Below are 16462 nucleotides of genomic sequence, written 5' to 3'. Positions count from 1 at the left end.
ATTATCTATTATGATTTAAATAATTTATAGCTTCTCTAGTAATAAAACCTACATCATCTTTAAAATGTAAATATTCTTTCCTTTTTAGGCCTTCAATTACTTTGCTAACTTCCCTATCTGAATAATCACTTAATGACTTTTTTATATATGAAAACTTTCTGGCTCTTGGTTTTACTCCATCAATCTGAAAAAAATGTCTTAAAACTTCTTCTTCTTCCAATTTTTTATCACTATCTCCAATTGAATAATCTTGGCTGAAATGATCTGCAATATCATTAAGAAAAGTATTATTGGAATACGAAGCATATATAATAAAATCATGGTATTCAATATCACTAGACTGAATAATCAAGGTGCAATCATAGAAATTACAATTTTGAAAAGATGATGTTTTAAATTTTGATAAATTAAATATGCAATTTTCAAAAGTTACACTTGAAAAAATACATTCTTCAAAATAGCAATCATTATTAAATTCGACATTTGATATTGTTTTGTCTGTCAAAAAAAGGTTTTTATAAATTCTATCGAACTTTTTCAGTAAACTATAATCTAACTCAAAATAAAAACTCACATCATATTTGAAAGATGACTCTGAATAAATAGACCATAAAGATTTTTTCTTATCCTTACTTTGAATTTTAAATGAATCTATTGATTTTAATGCAAAATCTTGCGGTATAACTTCTGTAAATTTTTCCTTATAATGTTCTTGAAATTTGTTATAAATTAAATTTTCACCCACAAGGTTTCCAAATATGAAGTCATTCACAAATCCTACACTTCCGTTAGGCTTTCTATCTAAAAATACATGATTCGAAAGCGTGTCGACCAAATCTTCAATTGATGGTCTCTCTTCTGCTTGATATAACTTTAGGCTTTCTTGTAAAATCTTAAGATTATAATCCTTGATTAATTCCTTTATTGTTTCTTTTGATTCTGCTGTAATATTAAATTCAGACATAAATCTCATTAACTTTCGAAAAATTCTCATTTGGGTATCATCAGTTAATTTTAAATTTTGTCTTTGTATTTCTCTTTTCAACAAATACTCTAAATATTTATCAATCAAAGCCCCATCGTCAGATATTTCAATATATCCTTTTAGTTTTTCTATTGGTATGTTTCTTAAATATGAGAGCAAAACTGGATTAGCTATCTGTTCAATAGGAAATGAAGCCTTTGTTATAACCTCAATTTTATCTTTATCTAACCAATTTGCTATTGTAGGTTCTTTTATTTCAAATCTTGCTAGAGAAAATCTATTTGTCGAATCATATATCGAATTTAAAAATTCATCGCTGTTAAATATTGCTGTTTTTCTTGAAGTTATAACAATTTTAGAATCACCTTTTAGTAATTCAATAATTGTAGTTAACATACTTTCTACCTCATCTTTATTACTATCTTTAGAAATCAGCTCATCAAAACCATCTATAATTAAAGGAATTCTCCCTTTATAGATTTGATCTAAGACAATGTTTTGTTTTATTCCATTAGGAAACTGTTCATCAATTTCGTTAAGAAGAATATGTTTAAATACTCGTGCTTCTCTATTTCTTGATAACTCAGTAAAAAAAGGAAGTTTTTTACAATCAGAAGGAGAAAACGTATTTAAAATTTCATTTGCAGTACATGTTTTCCCAAAACCAGCAGGCGCTTCAATAATCATAAAAATTGCACCTTCTGTTCTACTTAAATAATGATTAATTTTATCTATTAACTTATCTTCGGTGCCATTATATGATTGGTTTTCAACAATATTACCATCTTCATTTTGGAAAATTAGATCATATGCTCCGTTTATATATTCGTATTTACTATTTTCTGGCAGATTTTGTAATTGTCTATTGACAAAATGCTTATACCTATTTCTTAATTCATTCCCTAAAGGAGTTTTTATAAAGAATCCTTCAAAAAGATATTCTTCGAGATGGTTTTCATTATCTAAAGTTTTTACATCTGTTGCATACCCCGCATTTGAATATTCATTCTTTATTTCTGTTATATTATATTCTTTATCAAACAAAATTATCTCTGCAGCATGATACATTCCATATCTTAAAGTGTATATCCTTACTTTATGATTAGATTTTTCAGATACTGAGTAATTGTATGATTTAAATAATTGATCTATTTTTCTTATTTTATCTTCAGTCATATATTTTATTAACAATTAACCAAGACTACAAAAAACATTTTAAATAGCTTCACATCCTGCGAACTTTTCGACAAACTGTAAGAAAAGCCATTTCAAACGTAATCCAATTAAACACTTCTTTCATACGGTTTCTCGTAATTTTGAAAAAAACCTTTCCCTTAATTTTTTTATCAAAAAAAAAAAACCTGCCATAAAGCAGGTTCCTCTATAAAAATCCTAAAGTACAGGCACATTGCACTCCAAAATCCAAAATCTCAATCCGTAATTCATAATTCGTAATTCAAAAATTCCCAATTCTTTAAATCCTCCTCTGCTCTTCCGTCTGCTCTCTTGTTTTTTCCTTTAATTTCTGGTTTCCAAAATTATATCGGAATCCCAACCTGAAGTTTTGTGAATCGGCATAAAAGCGTGACTTATTGTACTGGTTGCCATAGTCTGTTCTCAAACCTAATGTCTCGCCCCGATAAACATCGGAAAAAATGCCATATACTTCTCCGTTTCCTTTCAATACTTTCTTCCGTAATGCCAGAGTCAGGTTACTTGTAGGTGTAAAAACAAACGTACCCTGCACCGAAGAGGAGTTATAATCGAAATTAATCTCCCCGTTAAAATCTTTTTTCTTATTCAAAGCAAAACGATTGTTGACATTGAAGTTATAGGTAGGTCGTCCGTTGCTATACAATTTCCCGTCTACTCCCTGAAAACGGTCTTCTACATAACTAAGGGCTCCCTGTATACCGGCATCCCACCAGTCAAAAAATGTCAGATTGGTATTGAATTCCAATCCAAATGCATAATTTTTATCGATGTTGGTAAATTGGTAAACAACCGTATTTGTTTCATAATCCTGATAGACAATTTCCATCGATGGGTCTTTTTCCAATCGGTAATACAGGTCAAAATTATATTTCCCTTTTAGCGTATATAAGAAATTCAGGTTGTGCACAATGGTTGGCAATAACTTCGGGTCTCCCATGCCATAAGAATAATTATTGTTATAGATTCGGAACGGATTAAGTTCACTGTAACGCGGCCTGCTGATACGTTTGCCATAAGAAAAGCCTATTTCATGATTCCCGTTGGGCTTGTACATCGTATAAAAGGTAGGAAACAGTTTGAAATAGTTTTGGTCGTTGACTTCGGAAGTTGTAACCGAATTACCTTCAAGCGAAGTATATTCGCCTCGTAGTCCAGCCTTTACGCTCCATTTACCAAATTCCTTACTATAGCTCATATACCCTGCAAAGATAGATTCGTCATACAGGAACTTACTGATTCGGCCGGGATTAGGTACCAATATTCCATCAATATCATCTCTGTAATCGAGATTACTGTCAGCAGAAACGTTCCCGTATTTTAATCCGGCTTCAAACGTACCATTTGTTTCATTGCTGTAATCGGCCTGCATCGAAAAGAGCTTGATGGCTTGTCGGCTGTTATTTATAAAACGATTGTCGCGATAAGGTGTACCGTCCGGCAATGAAAAGGCCGTCATAATGTCCTGATAGTCCTTGGAAAGATAGTTTGTAAAGTCTGTATTGAATACCAGTTTGGCCTTGTCAGACAACAGGCGTTCGTATAGAAAATTATAAGCCGCATTACGAGCCGGGTTTTTTCTGTTATTTGTTGTCACATATAATGAATCGAGTAGCCCGTCACTACCGTAAATAGACGTTGGCGCACTATACCTGCCTCGCTGCTCCGGGGCCTGAAAACCTGTGGTTCCTATTGAAAACGTATTGAGTGAATCCAGTTCATAGCTTGCCTGTAATCGGTAAGAATGCTGTTCCAACGATTTGCTCTTGCGACGCAAAAAACTATCCCATTCTGAAGCCGTTCCTCCATTTTCATCATAATAACGTGTTTTGTCACGGCTTTCGTTTACATATTCTCCCATTCCAAAAGTATAGCGTCCCATTAAAGAAAGCTTTTTGCCTTTATAAAAATGCCCTGTAGATGTTACTGCTTTTGGATATATGGACTGCACATAGGCCGTATTGACAGAGCCTTTGTAGCCCAATGCTACTACTTTTTTAAGCTTGATATTGATTACAGCAGCTCCCTGAGCATCATATTTAGCCGGTGGATTAGTAATCACTTCAATCGATTTTACGTCATCTCCGCTGGTATTTTCCAGATATTGTTTCAGCTCATCGCCCGACATGTATATTTTTTTGTCGTTGATGGTTACCAGAATACTCTGACTGCCGCGTACGGAAATGCTGCCGCTACCGGTGGCGGTCACACCCGGTGTTTTGGAAAGGATTTCCCATGCATTGTTAGAAGATAAGGAAGAGTTTTCTACATTAAATTCCATACGGTCTACCAGTCTTTTTACAATTGGGCGTTTTGAAACTATTTCAACACCTTCTAGCATTTCTGCTGTTTGTGACAATACAAGAGGCTCCAACTGTAAATCGCCTGTTACATTTATATTTCTATAGGCGCTTGACATTCCAATCGCGCTTGCTTTCAGTATATATTGTCCGTTATCAACTGACCCTATTGTAAAACGTCCTTCCTCATCGGCAAGTACGTTTCTATAAGCGGTAGAATCTTGTGCTTTTAATAAAGCCACATCCGTGAAAGGCACCGCCTTGCCTCCGGTTTCTGTTACGGAACCGGAGAGGCTGTGCTGTGCGCTGCTCCACAAAGGTAGCAGCAGCAAAAAAATAACTAACTGTTTCATGATTTGATTGATGATTGAATCGATTGGATTCAGATGATTAATTGATTGATGATGATTGAAACCCGATGATTGATGATGCAAATCTCAGCAAACGCTTTCTGGAAATGGGTTAACGAAGGGTTAACGAAGGGTTAAACACAAAACGGCACTATGCACTATATTTAACAAAAGAGTCCCTTGCTATTTTGTAGCCCACGACCAGCCTGCAAACTTAACATCAAGTCCTGTTTGTTTTGGTTAAAGAAGGGTTAACGGTTTGTTTTTTAGTACTCCGAAACCAAGAAACACCTAGCTTTGTCCCAACAAACCAGCATTTGTCATGAAACGAAAAATAATGTTATTAATAGCTTCCTGTATTTTTACCGTAGCCGCACTTGCGACAATACAGGGCTATTTTATATACAATACCTATAAACTGACCGAAAAGGAAGTCAGCGCCAAAATCAAGAAACAGCTTGTGGATATGGAAGATACTGACGAATGGTATGACCTTAATAATGCCTGGATGCGGCTTACAGGCCAGTTTATCAAAGATTATGCGTACAAAAGAGTAAAAAAAGATGAGTTTGTCGCTTTTATGACTAAAAAATCAGACTCTCTAAGCAGCCTCATGTCTGATTATATGGCCAAAAAGAAAAAGCCCGGCGACTATGACATAGGTTATTCCGTTTATATCAACTCGGCTACGATTCTTGAAAATAAAAAAATGGAAAACTTATATAAAGGTAAGCTGTTTGTAAGTGGAAACCGTATTCGAAACAAGGATGAGATATCTGCTTCTACAGGCCGATGGGAAAGCGATTTGGAATTGAATGTTGAAGACAGCCTCCTGGATCCGATTAAAAAAGATCTTAAATTTCTTATCAAAAGCGAAACCTATTATAGTGTCGCCAATTGGCAAATGACAGTAATCAGTCAAATGGCCGGACTGTTGATTTTTTCTGTACTGCTTATGGCATTTGTGGTTTATCTCTATTATTTATCGCTTAAAAATTTGATTAGTCAGAAACGTATTGCAGATATCAAGACCGATTTTGTAAACAATATTACCCACGAATTCCAAACCCCACTGGCTACGATGGATATTGCCATCAAAACCTTACAACGCAAAGAGAAGGACATGACTGAAGAGCATTACAGGCATACTTTGTCACTACTTGAAAGACAGAATGAAAGACTACAGAAGTTATTCCGTCAGGTTACTGATGCTTCATTGCTGCCTTCAACACGCTCAGAAAACGTTAAGGAAATCAGCTGCAGTGAAATTCGTGATATTATAGATGATTTTAAGCTTTCGCATCCGGACACTGTTATTAACTGTCATCAGGAACAGAAAAGCCTTCACGCTAAGATTGACCCGTTCCATCTGAACACTATTATTGTAAACCTGCTGGAAAATGCGGTAAAATATGGTGCGACAAAAATTGACATTGAAATGAAATCTCAAAAAAACAGCTTTGTTATGAGCATTCAGGATAATGGACAAGGTATTGCTACAAAGGAACAGTTCGCGATTTTTGATAAGTTTTACAGGATTGAAAAAGGAAATATACACGAAACAAAAGGGCTCGGACTAGGACTGTTTTATGTCAAGCAGCTCATCGAATCCTATAAAGGCACAATCAAAGTAGAAAGCGAAGAAGACAAAGGAGCCCTATTTTTAATTACACTACCATTATGAAAAAGCACATCTTATTAGCAGAAGACGATTTCGACTATGCTTCCATTTTGAAGCAATATCTGGAATTTTCCGGATTTGACGTCACCTGGGCCAAAGACGGCAAAGAAGCCCTTAAGCTATTTCCAGACGCCCAACCTGACATTTGTGTCTTTGATGTAATGATGCCGCAAATGGATGGCTTTACGCTGGCTGAAAAAGTTGTTGACACCTATCCGGAAACGCCTTTTATTTTCCTGACAGCTAAATCCATGAAGGAAGACAAGATAAAAGGTTTACGACTTGGAGCTGATGATTATATCGTCAAGCCTTTTGAAGTAGAAGAATTGATATTGCGAATTACGAATATATTGAAACGTGTGCAAAAAACGGCGCCACAGCACACAGCAGATAAAAAATTCAAAATTGGGCAATATCTGTTCGACAGTGAAAACTATCTATTAACACATGAAAATATTACACACCGAATAACGGAAAAGGAGGCACACCTGATCCAGTTTTTATATGCCAGCAAAAACAAGCTTGTAAAAAGAGAAGACATTCTAAAAGAAATCTGGGGCAACGACGATTTCTTTTCCGGCAGGAGCATGGATGTCTTTATCAGCCGATTACGGAAGTATTTCAGCGAAGATCCTGCCATATCTATTCCAAGCGTGAGAGGCTTGGGTTTTGAGTTTAACATTAAAGAATAACATTATGAGACTAATTATCACCATCGCATTTATGGCTTGTAGCTATTTGGCAAGCGCACAGAAGACTCCTCCTACACCGCCAACGCCACCAACACCACCGACTCCGGCAACGTCGGTTAAGGTTTCGGCTAACGTTAATTCAGTAGTAACAATTAATGGAAAAACGTATGTTTCCAGCAGTTCATCTACTCCTGTAAAAGCAGAAGCCAAAAGCAGCAGTAAAAAAAGTAAAAGCAGCAGCTCTAGTTCAAGTTCCAGCTCTACTTCTGTTTCTGTCAATAATTCGGATTTTACGTATTCGATACGGGCAAGCTTTGATGACTATAAGACTGAAAAGATTCGAAAAATTTTGATGGATAATCTTGAAAAGGACTATTTAAGCAGCAAGGGTGACACCTATACATGGAAAAGACTTGAAGATGGCGAAGCGGCTTATAGTTATGTTTTGTCAGAAGGAAGGTTGAAAGGTACAGTTAATAAGGAACTAAATTCCAATAATGCAGTAGACAAGTTTATTATTTTGGGAGAAAAGATTTCGGAAGCCTTGTCTAATGATTAGAGATAAAAAAACGGCTGAATGTTAAACATTCAGCCGTTTCCAAACTAACAATGAATCAAATCAGCTAACAGCGTTTGAAGCTTTGTCGTTTACTCCGGTAGCAGCATTTATAGCTTTTCCGGCAATATTTTTACTTTCCTGAATCACAGAATCGGCTTCGGCTACTGCCGAATCTTTTATCTTGCCTAAGGTATCTTTTACTTTTCCGGCCATATCGCCTGCCTTATCCAGCATCGAGCCGAAATTAATATATCCTTTTTTGTTGCAAATTATTCCTACTACTGCTAAGGCTGCGACTCCCGCCGCAATTCCTAAAATTAGTTTCTTATTTGTCATAGCGCTGTTTTTATATAATAATTTGATTCGTAAACTAACTTGTAATAATTTTTTTTACCTAGATGAAAAGTGGAAAGCCATATTCTTCATCTTGACCTTCTAACTCTTGGTCTTCCTCCTCTTCTTCGAAGATTTCCATTCTGTTCCATACCGTTTTGATAATGGTCACTAAAGAGAGACCTACAATTCCGATCAATAAAAGGCTTTTTGTTTTCATTTTCAGTGCGTATTATTTTGGGTTATTAATTATTAATTCGTCATGAAGATACGACAAAATAAGCAATCCGAATGTTGATTTAATATAACTTTAATACAAAAACCTCGGATTTTGTAACAAAAAGGAAGAAACGTGTAATGAGATTTTTTAAGGATTTATGATTTTGGATTTATGATTTTAGATTTTGGATTTATGATTTTAGATTTATGGTTTTAGATTTATGATTTATGTTTCAAACTGCCAACTAAAAACTATCCACTACAAACTATCAATTATCCACTATAATATTAACTATAAACTAAAAAAAGCTTGCGGTTCTAATAAATAAGAGTACATTTGCACCGAGAGACCTGGAAACAGGGTTACGCTCTCACCGCTAAAGTCGATCGCTCCAGGTCGGCTTTTGCATTTTTATATAGGTATGGGTTTGGATAATAGATGATAGAGAATAGATGAATAGACTAATAACTATCCATTATCAACTAAAAACTATCCACTTACCACTATCAACTATCCACTATAAACTATCCACTATAAACTAATCAATTCCTTCCCACCATTTATTTTTGCTATCCAGCACATTTAAATCCAGTACTTCCCCAATCATAGGATGCACAATAGGTTGGCCGGTCTTTTCGGCAGCAGCTACTGCCCTTATAATAGGTTCGTCCCAATCGTGAAGCGCAAGCGGGAATTTGGCCCAATGCACTGGAAACAATACCTTAGCATTTAGGTCTAATGCGGCCTGTACCGTTTGTTCCGGCATCATATGAATATACTTCCAATTCTTGTTGTATTGTCCGCATTCCAATATCGCAAGGTCAAAAGGCCCAAATGCATCGCCTGTTTGTCTGAAAAAAGTATCATAGCCGGAATCACCTCCAACGTATATTCTTTTCTGTGGCGTATCGAGCACAAATGTCAGCCAGATGGCCTGATTTCTCTTAAAACCTCTGCCTGAGAAGTGGCGTGCCGGAACCGTATGAATCTTAAAACCTGAGCCCAAATCCAGTGACTCGTGCCAATTAAGCTCGTCAATCATTTTCATATTAAAATTCCATCGTTCGAAATGTTCACCTGTCCCTAATCCTGTAATGATCCGTTTTACCTTTGGTCTTAATTGGAGCATTGTATCATAATCCAAATGGTCCCAATGATCATGTGATATAAGCAAGAAATCAATCTCAGGCATATCGGCAGCACTATACACATTAGAACCTTTAAATGCATTTACAGTAAACGATAAGGGTGAAGCATGGTTACTAAACACCGGGTCAACCAAAAAAGTCTTGCCGCTTAGCTGCATAAAATAAGACGAGTGACCAAACCAGACCAATACATCTTTTTCGGGATTCAGATTTTTCAGGTCGGTCTTTTGTGAAGGAATAACACCTGATGGAATATTTCGCTTACTTTTCCCGAAGAAAAAGTCTTTTAACACTGTAAACAGATTCGCCCCATCAGTAAGATCTGGCGTATTGGAAATATTTTGGAATTGCCCGTTTCCATAATTTGAAAGTTTTTTGATACGTTCCATTCGGTTGCCTGACGGTCGTCTTCCAAATTTGGGATGGTTAAAAAAGAAAAAGACAGAAATTGCCAGCAGTATACACAGAGTAAAAATAAAAGTCATCTGATTTTGAGATTTAACTATGCCAAAGCTATCGATAAATTGGATTCAAAAAATAAAAGCTATGCTAAATATAATATAACAAAAACAAAAAAACTGTTGGATTTATCATAACTGTCATTTCATTTTTAAATCGTATATTAGTAAGACAATTTTATAAAATCAGCCACCATGAACGATAATTTCAAGAACATCATAGAATCACTGATTAAAAACGGCTTCATAGAATCTGAACAGCATATACGGGAACTGGGAAACAAACTCGATTTTAAGATTACACAATATTCTCTCAATACGCCTCTCAGCTTTAAGTTCCATAACAGTGATGAGTTTGTCACCTTTCTTAACTTCTCCAATCCGGAAGAGCTCGATGAAGAAAAGATTGGACTTATTAATGCTGCCATACTGGAGCAGGGTTTGGATCCGGACGACTTTTTTTATGTAAACTTTTTTAAGAAGGAAATCAACGAATTATAGTTTATAGTGGATAGTTGGTAGTAGATAGTTTAGTAGTTAGTCATAAATCAAAAATATGCCATCTATCGATTTCAGATATAAGATTTTAGATTTGGGATTGAAGTCCACTTCATGATGTTCGTAAATCAAAAATATATCTAACGCATTTATGGATTTCAGATATTAAGATTTGGGATTCAAACACATTTCATAATACTCATAAATTATAAATCTCAAATCAAAAATATGCCATCTATCGATTTCAGATATAAGATTTTAGATTTGGGATTGAAGTCCACTTCATGATGTTCGTAAATCAAAAATATACCTAACGCATTTATGGATTTCAGATATTAAGATTTTGGATTCAAACACATTTCATAATACTCATAAATCATAAATCTCAAATCAAAAATAAATTTTAAGACGCATCTGCATTCATAAATCTTAAATCACAAATCTTAAATATAGTTCCCAAAACTTTCTATTGAAGTACATTTGCATTCATAAATCATAAATCCCAAATCATAAATCACAAACCCTAAATCATGAAGCTCGTTTTCGCATCCAACAACAAAAACAAAATTAAAGAAATACAAAACCTGCTTCCTGATGACATACAGATATTGAGCCTGGAAGATATTGGATGTTATGAAGATATTCCTGAAACCGCAGACACAATTGAGGGCAATGCTATCCTAAAAGCAGATTATGTTACCAAAAACTACGGTTACGACTGCTTTGCTGATGATTCAGGATTGGAAGTCAACGCTTTGGATGGCGCTCCCGGCGTCTACTCTGCCCGTTATGCCGGCGAACAGAAAAATGACCAGAATAATATTGACAAACTGTTACTGGAACTGGAGAATAAAACCGATAGAAAAGCCAATTTTAAAACCGTTATTGCATTGAACCTAAAGGGTCAGCAGACATTATTTACAGGAAAAATATTTGGAACTATCATCACAGAACGACGAGGAACGAATGGTTTTGGTTATGACCCGGTATTTCTTCCTGATGGTTTTTCCTACACTTTTGCGCAACTTTCACTCGAAGAAAAGGGCGCTGTAAGCCATCGTGCGCAAGCCGTAAGACAACTTATAGAGTATCTAAAAAAAATAACTTTCTGATTTTCAATTATTCATAAAAAAATAAACTTCATTTTTGCATTAGTTTTAATGATATATTAAACGTACCTTTGCACCCTATTTTAAATAAATATATGAACAAATTTGAACAATTAGGATTGAGTGAGTCGCTGCAGAGGGCGATTTTAGATCTAGGATTTGAAAATCCGACAGAGGTGCAGGAAAAAGCGATTCCCCTATTATTGGCACAAGACACAGACATGGTTGCGTTGGCTCAGACAGGGACAGGGAAAACAGCAGCGTTTGGTTTTCCGCTTATCCAAAAGATTGATGCCGACAATAGAAATACTCAGGCGTTGGTTTTATCACCAACACGCGAACTTTGTTTGCAGATTACAAATGAAATCAAAAACTACTCTAAGTACGAAAAAGGTATTAATGTAGTTGCGATTTATGGCGGTGCCAGCATTACAGAGCAGGCTAGGGAAATTAAGAGAGGAGCACAAATTGTTGTAGCTACCCCGGGAAGAATGCAGGACATGATCAATAGAGGATTGGTGAACATTACACAAATCAGCTATTGCGTACTTGACGAAGCAGACGAAATGTTGAACATGGGATTTTATGACGATATCGTAAACATCCTTTCAACTTCACCAGACGACAAAAACACATGGTTATTCTCGGCTACGATGCCGGCTGAAGTAGCTAGAATTGCAAGACAATTCATGAGCGAACCATTGGAAATTACTGTTGGAACCAAAAACTCTGGTTCTGCTACAGTTTCACACGAATTTTATTTGGTAAATGCCCGTGATCGTTACGAGGCATTGAAAAGATTGGCTGATGCTAATCCGGATATATTTTCTGTGGTGTTTTGCCGTACGAAACGAGACACACAGGCAGTTGCTGAAAAATTAATAGAAGACGGATACAGTGCTGCTGCATTGCATGGAGATTTATCTCAGGCACAGCGTGATGGCGTTATGAAATCATTCCGTGGAAGACAAATCCAGATGCTTGTAGCGACAGACGTTGCGGCACGTGGAATTGATGTTGACAACGTGACTCACGTAATCAACTACCAACTTCCGGATGAAGTAGAAACCTATAACCACCGTTCCGGAAGAACCGGACGTGCGGGAAAACTAGGAACTTCTATCGTAATTGTAACTAAAAGCGAATTGCGTAAAATTTCTGCTATTGAAAAAATCATCAAGCAGAAATTTGAAGAAAAACCAATTCCTTCCGGAATCGAAATCTGTGAAATCCAGTTGTTGCACTTAGCTAACAAAATCAAGGATACAGAAGTAGATCATGAAATTGACAATTATCTTCCGGCAATCAACAACGTTTTTGAAGCCCTGACAAAAGAAGAGCTTATCAAAAGAATGGTTTCGGTAGAATTTAACCGTTTCATCAACTACTACAAGAAAAACAGAGACATTTCTGCACAATCAGCCGGAGAAAGACGTCCTTCAGGTGAAGGTGCTTCAAGAGAAGGCGGTGCAGTACGTTATTTCGTGAATATTGGCTCCAGAGATAATTTCGACTGGATGTCATTAAAAGACTTCCTGAAAGAAACGTTAGAATTAGGACGCGACGACGTTTTCAAAGTAGACGTAAAAGAAGGTTTCTCTTTCTTCAACACCGATGCTGAACATGCAGACAAAGTTATGGATGTATTGAACGGAATCGAAATGGACGGAAGAAGAATCAATGTTGAAATCTCTAAAAATGACGGAGGTGGCAGAAACAGCTCCAGAAGAGACCACAACGGCAGAGGAAACAGATCTGGCGGTGGCGGTGGATTCAGAAGCGACAGAAATTCTGCTCCAAGAAGAGAAGGCGGATTCAGAAGCGACAGAGGCGGATCATCAGACAGACCCGGACGCAGAAGCGAAGGCTTTTCTTCAGATCGTTCAGACCGTTCTGACCGTCCAAGAAGAGAAGGTGGATTTTCTGAACGCTTTCCAAGACGTTCTGAAAACAGATCGGAATTTCCGAAAGCAAGAAGGACTAGAAGAGACTAAACCTTTTAGTTAATTTTCTTATAATTATAAACAGACTGCAAAATATCTTAAAGAGTTTTATTACTTTTAACGCTTCTAACAAGGCTATGAGATATTTTGCAGTTTTCTTTTTCTTTTTCGTAACCTCTTTTGCTTTTGCACAGGATACAAAAATTTCGGCTACAGTAATAAACGACAATACTTTGCTCCCCCTCGCAGATGTTAGCGTAATTAACCTCAACAAGGTTAAAGGAACAACAACAAATGCTAGCGGTTACTTTGAATTGGTTGCCGAAGTAAACGATACACTTCACATTTCAACTCTGGGATACAAATCTATCAAGGTAAGAGTTACCAACGACTGGTTCAAGACTAAAAGCACAAAAATTAAAATGACCGAAAAGGCTTATGCTTTGGAAGAAGTGGTCATTAACCAATACAACCTAACCGGATATCTGGAAATCGATTATAAAATTATTCCAATAAAAGAAAATTTCAGATACAGCATTTCAGGCCTGTCACAAGGTTATGAAATGGGAAGATACTCACCAGGCGCTTTCTCGAAAGTAGTAGGTTCTATCTTCAACCCGGCTGACATGCTTTACAATTTCTTCGGAAAAAAGCCTACAGAACTCAAAAGGCTGAAAGAAATGAAAAAAGATGATGCCGTGAAAAACCTGCTGGCTTCCAAATTCGACAGGGAGACTCTAGGTGCCTTATTAGGCGTTACTCCTAACGAAATTGCCGAAATTCTGGAACGTTGCAACTACTCTGAAGCATTTATCAAAACGGCTAATGATTTGCAAATCATGGATGCGATTAATGAGTGCTACGAAGAGTATAAAATCCTGAAAGGCAAGAAATAATCCTATTTCTATCCGGAAATATTATTCATTTCCATATACCGCTGCTCTATTCTTTTGATATCGCGGATTGAATTTTTTGCCCAGGCCAGTCTTCTTGAAAGTATTTCATCTTCAGTCAGTTTCCAATCTACATCAGACTGACGTAATCGGCTTGTAATGTCCTGTATTACTATTGCGGCTGAAACTGAAATGTTCAGACTTTCTGTAAAACCAACCATCGGGATTTTCAAAAAACCATCCGCTTCTTCCATTACTTCTTCAGAGAGACCTCCTCTTTCAGTACCAAAAAACAAAGCAGAACGCTTTGTAATATCAAATTCATGCAATAAACAGGAGTCATTATGAGGCGTAGTGGCAATAATCTGGTAGCCCTTTTCCTTTAAGGTCTTTAGGCATTCTGTATTGGAATTGTATCGGTTTACATCAACCCATTTTTGGGCTCCCATAGCAATTTCCTTGTCAATCTTCTTACCGTATTTTTCTTCAACTACGTGAAGATTCTGAATACCAAATACTTCACAACTTCGCATAACCGCACTCGTATTATGAAGCTGATAAACATCTTCCAATGCAATTGTAAAATGATTGGTGCGTTGTTCCAATATTTTTAAAAACTTCTCTTTCCTGCTTTCCGTAAGAAATCCTTCCAGATAAGCGAGATAATCAAGTTCCCAGACTTTTTCTTTCATTAATGAATGGTTTTATAAAATAGTTTCCTTAAATTGGCTTACCTAAAATCTAGCCATGTCTCAGGAAGAATTGCTACAGCAAATTTATAAAAAAGACGATAGAGCCTTCACACTGCTCTATGATATGTATTCTAAAAGTCTTTTCAGTGTCATTTATAATCTGATACGCGACCATGAGGAAGCTGAAGATATACTTCAGGAAACTTTTGTGAAAATATGGAAAAATATCGAAAGCTATGACGAATCCAAAGGAAGATTCTACACATGGATACTCAATATTTCGCGAAACGCCTCGATTGACAGGCTTCGTTCCAAAGGCTTTAACAACAGGCAAAAAAACCTCTCGTCTGATAATTTCGTACATCTTCTTGACGAAAGCAATAAAATGAACCATAAAATTGACACCATCGGAATCAGGGAATTTGTCAAAAAATTAAAGCCGAAATGCATCCAGATTCTCGACCTGTTATTTTTTAAAGGGTATACACAGCAGGAAGCATCGGAAGAATTACAGATTCCGTTAGGAACTATAAAAACCCAAAACAGAAACTGTATCAATGATTTAAGAAACTTTTTAAAAGTATAATGGACAAACAGGAATACATAGAATCAGGTATTTTAGAATTATATGTCTTTGGACAATTGGAAGAACCGGAATTCAGCAAAATCACGGAAATGGCCAAAAATGATGAAGATATTCGCAATGAAATTATCTCCATCGAAAAAGCTATCATTAATTTCTCTGAGAGCATGGCTCCTTTTCTTTCATCAGAAAATTATGAAAAGATTCGTACCTCATTAATGCTCAAGCACAGAATAACAGCAGAAGAAAAACCAAAACCTGGCATTGCCTTGTATTTGGGATGGGCAGCGTCTATATTGCTTATGATTGGTGTAGGATACCAATACGTACAGTTAGAAGACAAAAAAGATACAATCCAGACTATAGAAACAGAAAAAAGCAAATTGCAGCAATCTGTAACCGACCTTAATTTACAGAACAAAAATACCGAAGCTGCCTTATCCGTCATTCGGGACAACAGCAACACTGCTGTAGCTATGGAAGGACAGGAAGTTTCACCACTATCTTACGCAAAAGTTTATTGGAACAAAACCACTAAAGCCGTACATATTGATGCGTCCGGATTACCTGAACCGCCAGAAGGAATGGTGTATCAGGTATGGGCATTAAAGCTCAATCCGCTGACGCCAACAAGCATTGGCCTTCTTGATAATTTCAAAGACAACACAAAACGTTTCTTTGCCATTGAAAAGGCAGAAGAAGCCGAGGCTTTCGGGATTACACTGGAACCGGCTGGCGGAAGCCCATCGCCTACTTTAGGACAGCTTTATACTCTGGGAAAAGTTTAATTAGTCTCTAAGGTTCTG

15 protein-coding genes are annotated in these 16462 nt (G+C 36.5%); 9 read left to right on the top strand and 6 right to left on the bottom strand.

Going from position 1 to position 16462, the window contains the following annotated elements:
- Position 1: 1 nt before the first annotated feature.
- Together B0G92_RS08355 and B0G92_RS08350 are read right to left on the bottom strand one after the other, a co-directional pair.
- On the bottom strand, positions 2-2161 hold the full coding sequence (locus tag B0G92_RS08355; RefSeq protein ID WP_101471769.1) for an NACHT domain-containing protein: 2160 nt from the start codon (positions 2159-2161) through the stop codon (positions 2-4).
- Between the two features lie 298 nt (positions 2162-2459).
- Positions 2460-4850, bottom strand: coding sequence for a TonB-dependent receptor (locus B0G92_RS08350; RefSeq protein WP_101471768.1), 2391 nt, complete (start codon positions 4848-4850; stop codon positions 2460-2462).
- A gap of 319 nt (positions 4851-5169) precedes the next feature.
- Here B0G92_RS08350 and B0G92_RS08345 point away from each other — a divergent pair, with 319 nt between their 5' ends.
- Genes B0G92_RS08345 through B0G92_RS16600 form a run of 3 tightly spaced genes read left to right on the top strand, consistent with a single transcriptional unit; the run spans position 5170 to position 7779 of the window.
- Positions 5170-6531, top strand: coding sequence for a sensor histidine kinase (locus tag B0G92_RS08345; RefSeq protein WP_101471767.1), 1362 nt, complete (start codon positions 5170-5172; stop codon positions 6529-6531).
- Complete coding sequence (locus tag B0G92_RS08340; RefSeq protein WP_101471766.1) at positions 6528-7220, top strand: response regulator transcription factor; 693 nt, start codon at positions 6528-6530, stop codon at positions 7218-7220. The genes B0G92_RS08345 and B0G92_RS08340 overlap by 4 nt, the downstream gene beginning before the upstream one ends.
- A gap of 4 nt (positions 7221-7224) precedes the next feature.
- The gene (locus tag B0G92_RS16600; protein ID WP_143395006.1) at positions 7225-7779 is read left to right on the top strand and encodes a hypothetical protein; all 555 of its coding nucleotides are present in this window, start codon (positions 7225-7227) and stop codon (positions 7777-7779) included.
- 60 nt (positions 7780-7839) lie between these two features.
- Here the strand turns inward: B0G92_RS16600 and B0G92_RS08325 are convergent, their stop codons facing one another.
- The 3 genes from B0G92_RS08325 to B0G92_RS08320 form a co-directional block, all read right to left on the bottom strand.
- A complete protein-coding gene (locus tag B0G92_RS08325) occupies positions 7840-8115 on the bottom strand; it encodes a hypothetical protein (RefSeq protein WP_101471763.1) in 276 nt (91 codons plus the stop codon).
- Between the two features lie 58 nt (positions 8116-8173).
- A complete protein-coding gene (locus B0G92_RS16675; protein WP_180326416.1) occupies positions 8174-8332 on the bottom strand; it encodes a hypothetical protein in 159 nt (52 codons plus the stop codon).
- A gap of 538 nt (positions 8333-8870) precedes the next feature.
- Positions 8871-9965: an MBL fold metallo-hydrolase gene (locus B0G92_RS08320; RefSeq protein WP_101471762.1), complete on the bottom strand. Its 1095-nt coding sequence runs from the start codon at positions 9963-9965 to the stop codon at positions 8871-8873.
- A gap of 168 nt (positions 9966-10133) precedes the next feature.
- On the opposite strand from B0G92_RS08320, the gene B0G92_RS08315 reads away from it, so the two are divergent.
- The 4 genes from B0G92_RS08315 (at position 10134) to B0G92_RS08300 (ending at position 14384) form a co-directional block, all read left to right on the top strand.
- Positions 10134-10439, top strand: coding sequence for a hypothetical protein (locus B0G92_RS08315; RefSeq protein ID WP_056070563.1), 306 nt, complete (start codon positions 10134-10136; stop codon positions 10437-10439).
- Positions 10440-10966: 527 nt separating this feature from the next.
- On the top strand, positions 10967-11548 hold the full coding sequence (locus B0G92_RS08310; RefSeq protein WP_101471761.1) for a non-canonical purine NTP diphosphatase: 582 nt from the start codon (positions 10967-10969) through the stop codon (positions 11546-11548).
- Positions 11549-11640: 92 nt separating this feature from the next.
- Positions 11641-13539, top strand: coding sequence for a DEAD/DEAH box helicase (locus tag B0G92_RS08305; protein WP_101471760.1), 1899 nt, complete (start codon positions 11641-11643; stop codon positions 13537-13539).
- Positions 13540-13625: 86 nt separating this feature from the next.
- Entirely contained in the window at positions 13626-14384 is a 759-nt protein-coding gene (locus tag B0G92_RS08300) for a carboxypeptidase-like regulatory domain-containing protein (RefSeq protein WP_056070554.1), read from the top strand.
- A gap of 8 nt (positions 14385-14392) precedes the next feature.
- On the opposite strand, the gene B0G92_RS08295 is transcribed toward B0G92_RS08300, so the two are convergent.
- Positions 14393-15073, bottom strand: a complete 681-nt coding sequence (locus B0G92_RS08295; RefSeq protein WP_056070551.1) for a TrmH family RNA methyltransferase — start codon at positions 15071-15073, stop codon at positions 14393-14395.
- 55 nt (positions 15074-15128) lie between these two features.
- Between B0G92_RS08295 and B0G92_RS08290 the strand changes: the two genes are divergently transcribed.
- Together B0G92_RS08290 and B0G92_RS08285 are read left to right on the top strand one after the other, a co-directional pair.
- The gene (locus tag B0G92_RS08290) at positions 15129-15659 is read left to right on the top strand and encodes an RNA polymerase sigma factor (RefSeq protein ID WP_101471759.1); all 531 of its coding nucleotides are present in this window, start codon (positions 15129-15131) and stop codon (positions 15657-15659) included.
- Positions 15659-16444, top strand: a complete 786-nt coding sequence (locus tag B0G92_RS08285) for an anti-sigma factor (protein WP_101471758.1) — start codon at positions 15659-15661, stop codon at positions 16442-16444. The genes B0G92_RS08290 and B0G92_RS08285 overlap by 1 nt, the downstream gene beginning before the upstream one ends.
- The last annotated feature ends 18 nt before the right edge of the window (positions 16445-16462 follow it).

Origin of the sequence: Flavobacterium lindanitolerans (assembly GCF_002846575.1) — a bacterium.
In the GTDB taxonomy this organism is placed as follows: Bacteria; Bacteroidota; Bacteroidia; order Flavobacteriales; family Flavobacteriaceae; genus Flavobacterium; species Flavobacterium lindanitolerans.
This window is presented reverse-complemented; position numbering and strand designations above follow the sequence as displayed.

What these genes read in the sequence shown, in the direction of transcription:
- B0G92_RS08315 (WP_056070563.1), top strand. Translation starts at nt 10,134, where the DNA reads ATGAACGATAATTTCAAGAACATCATAGAATCACTGATTAAAAACGGC.
- B0G92_RS08285 (WP_101471758.1), top strand. Translation starts at nt 15,659, where the DNA reads ATGGACAAACAGGAATACATAGAATCAGGTATTTTAGAATTATATGTC.
- B0G92_RS08300 (WP_056070554.1), top strand. Translation starts at nt 13,626, where the DNA reads ATGAGATATTTTGCAGTTTTCTTTTTCTTTTTCGTAACCTCTTTTGCT.
- B0G92_RS08350 (WP_101471768.1), bottom strand. Translation starts at nt 4,850, where the DNA reads ATGAAACAGTTAGTTATTTTTTTGCTGCTGCTACCTTTGTGGAGCAGC.
- B0G92_RS08290 (WP_101471759.1), top strand. Translation starts at nt 15,129, where the DNA reads ATGTCTCAGGAAGAATTGCTACAGCAAATTTATAAAAAAGACGATAGA.
- B0G92_RS08310 (WP_101471761.1), top strand. Translation starts at nt 10,967, where the DNA reads ATGAAGCTCGTTTTCGCATCCAACAACAAAAACAAAATTAAAGAAATA.
- B0G92_RS08325 (WP_101471763.1), bottom strand. Translation starts at nt 8,115, where the DNA reads ATGACAAATAAGAAACTAATTTTAGGAATTGCGGCGGGAGTCGCAGCC.
- B0G92_RS08305 (WP_101471760.1), top strand. Translation starts at nt 11,641, where the DNA reads ATGAACAAATTTGAACAATTAGGATTGAGTGAGTCGCTGCAGAGGGCG.
- B0G92_RS08345 (WP_101471767.1), top strand. Translation starts at nt 5,170, where the DNA reads ATGAAACGAAAAATAATGTTATTAATAGCTTCCTGTATTTTTACCGTA.
- B0G92_RS08355 (WP_101471769.1), bottom strand. Translation starts at nt 2,161, where the DNA reads ATGACTGAAGATAAAATAAGAAAAATAGATCAATTATTTAAATCATAC.
- B0G92_RS08320 (WP_101471762.1), bottom strand. Translation starts at nt 9,965, where the DNA reads ATGACTTTTATTTTTACTCTGTGTATACTGCTGGCAATTTCTGTCTTT.
- B0G92_RS08340 (WP_101471766.1), top strand. Translation starts at nt 6,528, where the DNA reads ATGAAAAAGCACATCTTATTAGCAGAAGACGATTTCGACTATGCTTCC.
- B0G92_RS16675 (WP_180326416.1), bottom strand. Translation starts at nt 8,332, where the DNA reads ATGAAAACAAAAAGCCTTTTATTGATCGGAATTGTAGGTCTCTCTTTA.
- B0G92_RS08295 (WP_056070551.1), bottom strand. Translation starts at nt 15,073, where the DNA reads ATGAAAGAAAAAGTCTGGGAACTTGATTATCTCGCTTATCTGGAAGGA.
- B0G92_RS16600 (WP_143395006.1), top strand. Translation starts at nt 7,225, where the DNA reads ATGAGACTAATTATCACCATCGCATTTATGGCTTGTAGCTATTTGGCA.